At 46.9% G+C, this 10,408-nt stretch carries 11 protein-coding genes; 9 read left to right on the top strand and 2 right to left on the bottom strand.

Features of this window, described 5'->3' with window-relative positions:
- Positions 1-764: 764 nt before the first annotated feature.
- From rpmH to AC5LIL_RS14685, 4 genes are all read left to right on the top strand, one after another.
- Positions 765-899 carry a 50S ribosomal protein L34 gene (gene rpmH / locus AC5LIL_RS14700; protein ID WP_015880216.1) on the top strand — a complete coding sequence of 45 codons (135 nt, stop codon included), beginning with the start codon at positions 765-767 and terminating at the stop codon, positions 897-899.
- Positions 900-1,053: 154 nt separating this feature from the next.
- Positions 1,054-1,398 (top strand): ribonuclease P protein component, encoded by a 345-nt coding sequence (rnpA, locus tag AC5LIL_RS14695; protein ID WP_147537828.1) that lies wholly within the window; start codon positions 1,054-1,056, stop codon positions 1,396-1,398.
- A 105-nt stretch (positions 1,399-1,503) separates the two neighbouring features.
- Positions 1,504-2,364, top strand: a complete 861-nt coding sequence (yidC, locus tag AC5LIL_RS14690; protein WP_499824517.1) for a membrane protein insertase YidC — start codon at positions 1,504-1,506, stop codon at positions 2,362-2,364.
- Between the two features lie 101 nt (positions 2,365-2,465).
- Complete coding sequence (locus AC5LIL_RS14685; protein WP_214761215.1) at positions 2,466-3,011, top strand: HdeD family acid-resistance protein; 546 nt, start codon at positions 2,466-2,468, stop codon at positions 3,009-3,011.
- An 18-nt stretch (positions 3,012-3,029) separates the two neighbouring features.
- Here AC5LIL_RS14685 and AC5LIL_RS14680 read toward each other — a convergent pair whose 3' ends face one another.
- On the bottom strand, positions 3,030-3,782 hold the full coding sequence (locus AC5LIL_RS14680; RefSeq protein ID WP_499824516.1) for a nucleotidyltransferase domain-containing protein: 753 nt from the start codon (positions 3,780-3,782) through the stop codon (positions 3,030-3,032).
- 170 nt (positions 3,783-3,952) lie between these two features.
- Between AC5LIL_RS14680 and mnmE the strand changes: the two genes are divergently transcribed.
- The 5 genes from mnmE to AC5LIL_RS14655 all read left to right on the top strand — a co-directional run bounded on the left by mnmE (position 3,953) and on the right by AC5LIL_RS14655 (position 9,739).
- Positions 3,953-5,332: a tRNA uridine-5-carboxymethylaminomethyl(34) synthesis GTPase MnmE gene (gene mnmE / locus AC5LIL_RS14675; protein WP_499824515.1), complete on the top strand. Its 1,380-nt coding sequence runs from the start codon at positions 3,953-3,955 to the stop codon at positions 5,330-5,332.
- A 15-nt stretch (positions 5,333-5,347) separates the two neighbouring features.
- On the top strand, positions 5,348-7,234 hold the full coding sequence (mnmG, locus tag AC5LIL_RS14670) for a tRNA uridine-5-carboxymethylaminomethyl(34) synthesis enzyme MnmG (RefSeq protein WP_214785436.1): 1,887 nt from the start codon (positions 5,348-5,350) through the stop codon (positions 7,232-7,234).
- A 4-nt stretch (positions 7,235-7,238) separates the two neighbouring features.
- Complete coding sequence (gene rsmG / locus AC5LIL_RS14665) at positions 7,239-7,955, top strand: 16S rRNA (guanine(527)-N(7))-methyltransferase RsmG (protein WP_214696505.1); 717 nt, start codon at positions 7,239-7,241, stop codon at positions 7,953-7,955.
- A gap of 80 nt (positions 7,956-8,035) precedes the next feature.
- Positions 8,036-8,920: a nucleoid occlusion protein gene (gene noc, locus AC5LIL_RS14660; protein ID WP_074034050.1), complete on the top strand. Its 885-nt coding sequence runs from the start codon at positions 8,036-8,038 to the stop codon at positions 8,918-8,920.
- Positions 8,921-8,956: 36 nt separating this feature from the next.
- Complete coding sequence (locus AC5LIL_RS14655) at positions 8,957-9,739, top strand: ParB/RepB/Spo0J family partition protein (protein WP_074034048.1); 783 nt, start codon at positions 8,957-8,959, stop codon at positions 9,737-9,739.
- On the opposite strand, the gene yyaC is transcribed toward AC5LIL_RS14655, so the two are convergent.
- On the bottom strand, positions 9,712-10,338 hold the full coding sequence (gene yyaC / locus AC5LIL_RS14650) for a spore protease YyaC (RefSeq protein ID WP_214696519.1): 627 nt from the start codon (positions 10,336-10,338) through the stop codon (positions 9,712-9,714). The genes AC5LIL_RS14655 and yyaC overlap by 28 nt on opposite strands.
- Between the last annotated feature and the right edge of the window lie 70 nt (positions 10,339-10,408).

The following is a 10,408-nucleotide window of genomic DNA, read 5'->3' as shown; positions in this document are numbered from 1 at the left end:
TGAAAGACCTCCTTTACTCACATGTTTGGTAAAACTTATTCACACGATATACACATACACTATTCTATAGTAGAAACTAGGGTTATCCCCAGAGAACAAAAACTGTGGATAAAGTTATCCACATGGTGTTCATTATGGGGATAACACTTATCCACAGCCTGTGTATATCTCGGAATCACGAATTGTTCATCCACAAGTTTGTGCACATTCAGTTTAGCAAAATAAAATAGACGTGGCAATGCTTTTCGGTATTTATCCACAGACAAAGAAAAGTATCCACACCCACTTATCCACATGCTGTGTGTTTTGTGGATAAACTGTGGATATGTTGTGGATAAAGGTGTTTGGATAGAAAGGTCACTGAAAAAGTTATGCACAAAAGAGGAGGAAGTGAATTGAGAGAAAGTTTTTGTAAAAGAAGAAAATGAAAAAATAAAGAATTTAGACATGAAAAAAGAAGAGTTATTCACATATAAATGTGGATAACTTCGTGAATATGTGGATAAAATGGCTCAACATCGCTATTTATAAAGACCGTTTAAGAAATACGTTAAGGTTTCGTGTCAATCTGGACCCATATAAGTCGTTCTAGACAAAGTTAAACAATCTCCAATGACACCTCTCGATCACGTAATCTCCCCGATTCGAAAACCGTTCGAAAATACATTGACAATTGTTGATTCGATTTATATAATCTTAAAGACTGCCTTAAATGAAACTATAACTTGCTAATAGAGCGTTAATCTTGAGGAGGTGCTGTAACCATGAAACCAACTTTCAACCCTAACAACCGTAAGCGTAAGAAAGTTCACGGATTCCGTGCACGCATGGCGACTAAAAACGGTCGCAACATTCTTGCTGCTCGTCGTCGTAAAGGCCGTAAAGCCTTGACTGTATAATTTCGAATGAAGATTGCCCGGGGATCCTTTCCTCGGGCAATTTTTTAGTTTGTCACAGAAACGTAGCATTTCATGGATTCTCCCTCGTTCAAATGATGCGGATATGATATGATGTTAGTTGACGATTTTTGAAGCGAAGGATGGAGTGAGAATTTTGAAAAAAGAATACCGCCTGCAAAAGAATGAAGAGTTCCAAGCGGTGTTTCGCGAAGGACGCTCCGTGGCCAATCGTCAGTTTGTCGTCTACACGCTCAAAGCGGATCAAACGCATTTCAGAGTGGGTCTTTCTGTCAGCAAAAAGCTTGGAAATGCTGTAGAACGAAACCGCATGAAACGATTGATGCGTGAGTCGCTTCGCTTGCTTGAACCGAACGTTGCACCGAATGATTATGTGATCATCGCCCGGAAGCCTGCGACCGCATTGACGCAGTCGGAAGTGACCGAGAGTTTGAAACACGTATTCAAACGAGCGAAGGTTTGGCAAAAACAAAGCCGGTGACCATGACAATCTGAATTTGTTCTCTCATATAATCAGAGTCTTATAAGATTGCCCGATTGACGTGTGCGTTAAAAAAGAATTGATAAAGAAAGCGTAGGAGGAACTATGAGCAAAAAGCTAAAATTAGGATTACTCGCTGCCATGACTGCGGTCATTATGCTAATGGCAGGCTGTGTGGATCCGTCTACCATCCAAGCCGAACCAGTGACGGCTGACACAGAAGGTTTCTGGGCGAAGTACTTTGTATGGCCGCTCGCATGGCTCTTGAAGGAAGTTGCTTACTTAGTCGGTGGATCGTGGCAATACGGGATTTCAATCATCATCGCGACAATCATTGTTCGTTTGTTGATTCTCCCGCTCATGATCAAGCAGACGAAGAGTATGGGTGCGATGCAAGTCTTGCAACCAGAAATGTTGAAGCTTCGTGAGAAGTACAGCTCGAAAGACCAAGAAACGCAACGTAAACTTCAAGAAGAGATGATGAAGCTTTATCAGGAGTATCAAATCAACCCGCTCGCAGGGTGTTTGCCAATCTTGATTCAAATGCCGATTCTCTTCGCGTTCTATGATGCGATTCGTCGCACACCTGAGATTTTCGAAGCGAACTTCTTATGGTTCGACCTCGGTGCTCCAGACCCAACGTTCATCTTGCCGATTTTAGCGGCGATCTTGACGTTCGTCCAACAAAAAATCTCAATGGCGGGTCAAGAACAGAACCCACAATTGAAGATGATGCTTTATATCTTCCCGGTCATGATTTTCATCATGTCGATCAACCTTCCAGCCGCGCTCTCATTGTACTGGGTAGTCGGTTATATCATCTCAATCATCGTCACGATGGCCATCATGCTTCCGATGCGTGAGAAGATGAAGGTTGCAGCAGAAGCGAAAATCGCTGCGAAAGAAGCAGAGCGTGCAGCGCTTGCTGAAGAAGAGAAGAAAAACAAAAAGAAAAAACGTAAATAATCGTTAGGCTGGGTGTCTTCTGACACTCAGCTTTTTTTGTGGGATTGTATGTTGAGAAGACGGGAATAATGAAAGAAACGGGTAAATGGAGGTGTGGAAACATGGAGGCATTTATTCATCGTGTAGAACGTTCGACGTTATGGCAAGCCATCCTTTACTTTGTGCTCGGTGTTCTTATTCTACTGTACCCTCGATTTTTCTTTGATGTCATGGTGTACGTGATTGCCGGATACTTGGCGATCATGGGCATATGGATGATCTTTCAGGGAGTTCGCAGACGACAAGGCGGATTACCGCCGGCTTTCTTTATGGGTCTCATCTATTTGATTTTGGCAGCGGTCGTCTTTTTCTTCGCCGAGACGCTGGCTAGTCTACTCCCGATTTTAATCGGGGCGCTGTTTTTATTTGGAGGAATCATTCGCCTCATTCAGGCGCTCGGTTACCGTCAATCGATGGCAGGGCGATGGCTCTGGTTTTTGATTGGCAGTCTACTGTGGATTGGTGTCGGGATTCTCATGCTGACGAATCCGTTCAGTAGCCTACTTGTCCTATTCCAGCTTTTCGGTGGAATCCTCATCGCCATTGCAATTCTAGAATTGTTCCTCTATTTCACGATTCGTTCGACGAAACGACAAGCACGTTACTAAAAAACAAACCGTCCTCTTTCAAGGACGGTTTGTTTCTCGTTGAAGCAACTGTTCCATAAACGATCCGAACACATTGTAGCCGGATAAGGATTGGAAGAAAGGGTGTTCTTCTTTAAGTCGCTCGATATAGAGTCGGGCGGCTTTTTCATGATGCGTTGGAGTCAATTGATTATAAATTGGATGTAGGTCGATTTCTTGTCGCTGCGTCATATCCTTTAAACCGAGGGAAGCCCGATCCGGTGTATGGTGAGCGGCTAACACATATGCAAAATGGACCATTCCTTGACGAAGCATTTCGGCTGCCCAAATGTCGTTACCGCGATTTCTTGATTTCGTATATTGGAAAAAGAACCAAACGGTGTCGAAGGCATGGTCACTTGTCGTCTTTTCCTCAATCTGTAACGAGCTTTCATGCGCTATCAGGAGATGATGCGGATCGTAGAGAATCTGCATTGAGTCCTGATGGTTCAAGGTGTCTTTAGTGACGGTGAATAAGTCTATGTGAAGAAAATCGTCGAATACGACGATGAGTTGTGGGGCGACAATGAAGATGTCGTCTTTCAACAGAACAGGTCGATACGCACGAAGGTGATCGAGTCGTCTTGATAGAAACGATTCTTCTTGATCGGGGTGCACCATGACATAGAGGTCGATATCTGAATACTCATCGGCTTCTCCCCTGCCGAAAGAGCCTTTCAAAAAAATTGCTTGAACTGCCTCATCCTGTTTTAATCGTTCCGTAATAAGTTGAATCGCTTCCTGTTGCTTCATGTTCATCCCTCTCCTCTCTGTCAATATATTCCTTTATTGTACGAAAATAATGATAGGAACTGCAATGACTTCATCGGCGGGTGAACTCTTTCGTTCAAGTCGAATATCGTGTATAGTAGGTTCGTTATGCATATGATAGAAGAAGATGGTTTAGGTTTGGAGGGAGAAAGATGCTAGAGTTTGACACGATTACAGCGATTTCGACGCCGATGGGTGAAGGTGCCATTGGAATCGTCCGATTATCAGGCGATTTGGCGGTCGAAACGGTGAACAATGTGTTTTCTGGAAAAGACTTAACAACGGTCGATTCACATACCATTCATTATGGAACATTAAAACGTCCTGATACGGGCGAAGTCGTAGATGAAGTCATGGTCAGTATCATGCGAGCACCAAAGACGTTTACACGAGAAGACGTCGTCGAAATCAATTGTCACGGAGGTGTCGTGGCGGTCAATCGTGTGCTAGAACTCATTCTCGACCAACCCGACATCCGCTTAGCAGAACCGGGCGAGTTCACGAAACGCGCCTTTTTAAATGGCCGCATCGATTTATCACAGGCCGAAGCGGTCATGGACTTGATTCGTGCGAAAACGGATCGGGCGATGAACGTGGCCATGTCTCAAATGGAAGGACGTTTGTCGCGACTCGTTCGCGAATTGCGTCAACAACTGCTTGAGACGATTGCGGCAGTCGAGGTCAATATTGACTATCCGGAGTATGACGCCGAAGAGATGACACAAGCGATCGTCGAAGAGAAGGCCGGCGAAGTCAAACGAATCTTGGAGCAATTGCTCGAGACGGCGCGACAAGGGAAAATCTTACGCGAAGGTTTGGCGACGGCGATCATCGGGCGACCGAACGTCGGAAAATCCTCACTCATGAATACGCTCGTGCAGGAGACGAAAGCGATTGTCACTGAGATTGCGGGGACGACACGTGACACGATCGAGGAATATGTCAACGTGAAAGGTGTTCCGCTCAAGTTGGTGGACACTGCCGGTATTCGCGAGACAGAGGATATCGTTGAACGCATCGGCGTGGAAAAATCGAGGAAGGCGTTAGAAGCGGCGGACTTGGTCCTTCTCGTCTTAAACGGACATGAGGGGCTGACTGTCGAAGATGAGGCGTTGTTTGAGGCCGTCAAAGGGATGAATGCCATCATCATCATCAACAAGACAGACTTGCCACAAAACATGGATTCTTCTAAGCTAGAGAAACTAGCGGCAGGCTGTCCAATCGTGGCGACGTCGCTCTTACTAGATGAGGGGATCGATGCACTTGAAGCGGCGATTGCGAACCTCTTCTTTGCAAAAGGCGTCGAATCGCAAGATATGACATATATCTCAAACGCTCGACACATTCAGTTAATCAAACGAACGATTGGTCAAATTGATGAGGCGCTCGGTAGTGCTGTCATGAATATGCCAATCGATATGGTCCAAATCGATTTACGTCGGGCGTGGGATACGCTCGGTGAAATCAATGGAGATACCGTTCAAGAGAGCTTGATTGATCAGCTCTTTTCACAGTTTTGTCTTGGGAAATAATAAGGAGGAACAAATATGGCTTATACGGCAGGCGAATATGACGTAATCGTCATCGGGGCCGGACACGCAGGGATTGAAGCGGCACTCGCATCGGCTCGGATGGGTGCCAAAACAGCGATGCTGACGATGAACCCTGATATGGTCGGGTTCATGTATTGCAACCCGTCGATCGGCGGACCGGCGAAAGGGATCGTCGTACGTGAAATCGATGCACTCGGTGGAGAAATGGGTCGTGCGATTGATGCGACATACATCCAAATGAAGATGCTCAACACGTCGAAAGGTCCAGCGGTACGTGCGCTACGTGCACAGGCGGACAAATTCCAATATCAAAATCACATGAAGAAAGTGCTAGAAGACGAGCCGAATCTATTGCTTCGTCAGGCACTTGTTGAACGATTGCTCATCGAAGACGGGGAAGTGCGTGGCGTGGTAACGAACACGGGTTCAGAATATCGCGCGAAAGCAGTCATCGTCACGACGGGAACGTTCATGCGTGGTCAAATCATCATCGGTGAATTGGCATACGAAAGTGGTCCAAACAACCAAATGCCATCAGTCGAGCTTTCAAAACATTTAGAAGAACTCGGCCTCGATTTAGTACGATTCAAAACAGGGACACCGCCACGAATCGATGGGAAAACGATCGATTACTCGAAGACTGAGATTCAGCCTGGAGACGAGAATCCATCATTCTTCTCGTACACGTCGACTGACTTGAATCCAATTGAACAAATCCCTTGCTGGCTCACGTATACGAGTGAACGTACGCATCAATTGATTGATGAGAACTTACACCGTTCACCAATGTATTCGGGTGCAATCAAAGGAACAGGACCACGTTACTGTCCATCGATTGAAGATAAAGTCGTCCGTTTCAATGACAAGCCGCGTCACCAGATCTTCTTAGAACCAGAAGGTCGCGACACGGAAGAAGTATACGTTCAAGGTTTCTCGACGAGTATGCCAGAAGACGTTCAACATCAGATGCTTCGGACGATTCCAGGTCTTGAAAAGTCAGAAATGATGCGTCCAGGTTATGCGATTGAGTACGATGCGGTCGTACCGACGCAACTTTGGCCGACGCTTGAAACAAAGGCAGTTCCAGGACTCTTTACAGCGGGACAAATCAACGGGACGAGCGGCTACGAAGAAGCAGCCGGACAAGGAATCATGGCGGGAATCAACGCCGCATGCAAAGTGCTCGGTAAAGACCCGGTCATCCTTGATCGCTCTCAAGCATATATCGGTGTCTTAATCGATGACTTGGTGACGAAAGGAACGAACGAACCCTATCGTCTCCTCACATCGCGTGCTGAGTATCGCCTCTTGTTGCGTCATGACAATGCAGATTTACGTCTCAGCGACATCGGGCATGAGATCGGCTTACTTTCAGAAGAACGCCATGCACATCTCAATGAGAAGCGTGAAGCGATTGAAAAAGAAGTGAAGCGACTCGCATCACTTGTCGTCAAACCGACGCCTGAAGTGAACGCGATGCTTGAATCGGTCGGTGCACAACCGCTGAAAGAAGCGACACATGCGAACATTTTGTTGAAGCGTCCAGAAGTGACGTATGAGGCGCTCATGACGGCCGTGCCATCTGCGGACGAGTTATCGTTCGAAGTGAAAGAACAAGTCGAGATTCAAGTGAAGTATGAAGGTTATATCTCAAAACAACTCGAACAAGTCGAGAAGATGCGTCGCATGGAAGCAAAACGAATCCCAGAAAACTTGGATTACGATGCAATCGGCGGTCTTGCGACAGAAGCGAAACAAAAATTAAAACAAGTTCGTCCACTTTCGATCGGACAAGCATCACGAATCTCAGGTGTAAACCCTGCAGACGTGTCAATCTTGCTCGTCTATATCGAACAAGGACAATATGCGACGGTGGAGTGAAACGATGAACGAATCTCAATTTATTGAAGCGTTACGGGCGAAAGGGTTTGAACTGAACGAGACACAACTCGCTCAGTTCAAGCGCTATTTCGAGATGCTCGTTGAATGGAACGAAAAAATGAACTTGACGGCCATCACGGACAAAGAGGAAGTGTATTTGAAGCACTTTTACGATTCGCTCAGCGCAGCGTTCCATTTCGATTTCACGAAAGTCGAAACGGTATGTGATGTCGGAGCGGGTGCCGGATTCCCAAGTCTCCCTCTCAAGATTTTATTCCCGCACTTACATGTCACGATCATCGATTCATTGAACAAACGCATCACGTTCTTGAATGAGTTGGCGCTCGCCCTTGGACTTGAAGGTGTCGCGTTCCATCATGGACGTGCCGAAGAGTTCGGGAAAAACAAAAAATTCCGCGAACAGTTTGATGTCGTCACAGCACGTGCGGTAGCTCGCATGACAGTGCTGGCTGAGTACTGCCTACCGCTCGCAAAAGTAGGCGGAAACTTTGTCGCGCTGAAAGCGGCGAAAGTATCTGATGAGATGAAAGACGCCCAAAATGCGTTGGCTGTCCTTGGCGGGAAAGAAAAAGCGACACACCAGTTCCTATTGCCAGGAGAGATGAGTGAGCGTAATATCGTAGTTGTAGATAAACTACGAAAAACGCCCGGGAAATATCCGCGTAAGGCGGGGACACCGGCGAAAGAGCCACTTATCTGATGATGTCGTTTCACGTGAAACAAAAGCAGATTCCAGTGGTGGAGTCTGCTTATTTTTTTACATAAAAGGGGTGCCCGACGTTGAAGAATAGATTTGCGAAATTGTTCGGTGTGAATCGAAAAGACGAAGTTGCCGTGACGCAGATTGCAGAAGTTCGAGCGGATGACACGGTACAGGAGCTCTCGTTGTCACGATTGCGTCCGAACCGATATCAACCGCGTAAAGTATTCGAACCGGCTAAAATTGAAGAGTTGGCAACGACGATTTCGGAACACGGACTGCTTCAACCGATCGTGGTTCGTAAGGCAGATGGGGACTGCTATGAAATCATCGCCGGGGAGCGTCGTTTCCGTGCCGTGAAATCGCTCGGCTGGTCAGCGATTCCGGCAATCGTTCGAGACATGGACGACGACACGACGGCTGCGCTCGCCTTGATTGAAAACTTGCAACGGGAACAGTTGAGTCCGATTGAAGAGGCGGAAGCATACGACCGTTTACTCGCCTTGAACGGCTTGACGCAGGATGCGTTAGCGAAGAGTTTAGGGAAAAGTCAGTCTACGATTGCGAATAAGTTACGACTGTTGAAGTTGCCTGAAGACGTGAAACAGTCACTTCGCGATCGTCGCATCAATGAACGACACGCTCGTGCGCTGTTACCGTTAAAAGAAGAGGGACTACAGCTCCAAGTGCTCGTGGAAGTGTTGGAACAGGATTACAATGTTAAAGAGACGGAAGAACGAGTCGCCTTTTTGACAACGCCAATCGAAGAAGAAAAGCGTAAACCAAAAAAACAACGTCGCCGGACGAAAAGTTTTGCGCGCGATACGCGAATCGCCATCAATACGATTCGTGACTCAATCGATTTGATTGGGAAAACAGGGATTGATGTCCAAACTGAAGAAGTAGACGAAGAGGAATTTGTTGAAATTCGAATTCGCATCCCGAAAGCGCGGCCTCAAAAATGAGTCCGTGCTTTTTCATACGATGAAGGAGGTTTGTAGATGGAACGATTAGCATTAAAATTCATTCGCCCAAACCCGAACCAACCCCGGAAACAATTTGAGGTGGAGAAACTAGAAGAGTTGCGCCAGTCGATTGAACGGTATGGCGTTCTGCAGCCGATTGTCGTACGAAAAGCGACCGGCTATTATGAAATCATCGCTGGGGAAAGACGATTCCAAGCGGCAAAACTTGCCGGGAAAGAAGACATTCCCGCTCTAGTCGTCACGGCAGACTCGGATCGCGTCATGGAGTTGGCCTTGATTGAAAACATTCAGCGTGCCGACTTGAACGCCATCGAAGAAGCCGTCGCCTATGAACAATTGATGCAGACACTCGGCCTGACTCAACAACAATTGGCAGACCGGGTCGGGAAAAGCAGAAGTCATGTGACGAACAGTTTGCGTCTGCTTCGTCTACCGAGCGCGGTTCAGCACGCGGTCATGGTCGGCGATTTGACGATGGGTCATGCACGGGCGATTACAGGCATGAAATCAGAACAAGCGATGGAACAGATTGCAAAACGAGTGATTGCCGAACACTGGACGGTAAGACGGCTCGAGCGTTACTTACAAAAAGAGCGCACAGCAAAAAAGACGCTGAAGCAATCGAACGCAGATATCGAAGCGGTCGAAGCAGTGCTTGCAGAGCGTCTTCAAATGGATGTGTCGATTCGTCCTCGTCGAAAAGGAGGCGTGTTAGAACTAAAATACTTCTCTCAAGACGATTTAGAACAACTCCTTACGTTGTTGTCGCCTCAAGACTTTGATTCGTCTCGTGATTGACGAAGTCTCGTGATTGCGGCTTCTTCGTGATGAAGGCGTCCGATACGTGAATCGAAATCGACGAACCCTTCCGTGATGAAGCGTGCGAGTTCATAGACGAGATGGAGTCGTGTATTTTGAAGAATCATCATTTCCATAAAGCCACTGACGTTTACGACGGCTTTGATATTATAAGCGCCGACGGCAGGGAGTTCTTTTTGGACGCCTGCACCTGGGGCGAGTGGTCCTTCTGAAAAGAAGACGTAGCCGACGCTCGACAAACGTCCGAGACAAGCATCGATGGCAATGATGAGCGGTTGATGGAAGCGGGTTTGGATCTCATGTAACGTCTCCACTAAATTGAGCGCGTGTACGGGTTTCGTTAACGTACCGTATACGTGTAGGTTGCGGATGCGACGTTCTTCTAAAAACGTTCCGACGAGTGGACCAAGAGAATCACCGGTCGAACGATCCGAACCGATGCAAACAAGGACGATGGGGCGATGTGTTTCATTGACCAACTGTTCATGAAGCTGGTCCGCAAGTAATCTGGATCCACTCCGCTCAGTGTGTTCAATGAAGAAAGAGTATGGTTTATGAGGTTTTAGGCGAAACGGCATGAATCTCATCCTCTCTTCTGAGCTGCCTATTCCTAGTTGCAGTTAGGGGATTGATCTCGTATTAACCCAT

This window comes from Exiguobacterium sp. RM11 (assembly GCF_059821525.1).
The sequence above is the reverse complement of the archived record's forward strand: the minus strand, read 5'-3'. Positions and strand labels throughout refer to the sequence as shown.

What these genes read in the sequence shown, in the direction of transcription:
- rpmH (WP_015880216.1), top strand. Translation starts at nt 765, where the DNA reads ATGAAACCAACTTTCAACCCTAACAACCGTAAGCGTAAGAAAGTTCAC.
- yidC (WP_499824517.1), top strand. Translation starts at nt 1,504, where the DNA reads ATGAGCAAAAAGCTAAAATTAGGATTACTCGCTGCCATGACTGCGGTC.
- AC5LIL_RS14685 (WP_214761215.1), top strand. Translation starts at nt 2,466, where the DNA reads ATGGAGGCATTTATTCATCGTGTAGAACGTTCGACGTTATGGCAAGCC.
- AC5LIL_RS14680 (WP_499824516.1), bottom strand. Translation starts at nt 3,782, where the DNA reads ATGAAGCAACAGGAAGCGATTCAACTTATTACGGAACGATTAAAACAG.
- mnmE (WP_499824515.1), top strand. Translation starts at nt 3,953, where the DNA reads ATGCTAGAGTTTGACACGATTACAGCGATTTCGACGCCGATGGGTGAA.
- mnmG (WP_214785436.1), top strand. Translation starts at nt 5,348, where the DNA reads ATGGCTTATACGGCAGGCGAATATGACGTAATCGTCATCGGGGCCGGA.
- rsmG (WP_214696505.1), top strand. Translation starts at nt 7,239, where the DNA reads ATGAACGAATCTCAATTTATTGAAGCGTTACGGGCGAAAGGGTTTGAA.
- AC5LIL_RS14655 (WP_074034048.1), top strand. Translation starts at nt 8,957, where the DNA reads ATGGAACGATTAGCATTAAAATTCATTCGCCCAAACCCGAACCAACCC.
- yyaC (WP_214696519.1), bottom strand. Translation starts at nt 10,338, where the DNA reads ATGCCGTTTCGCCTAAAACCTCATAAACCATACTCTTTCTTCATTGAA.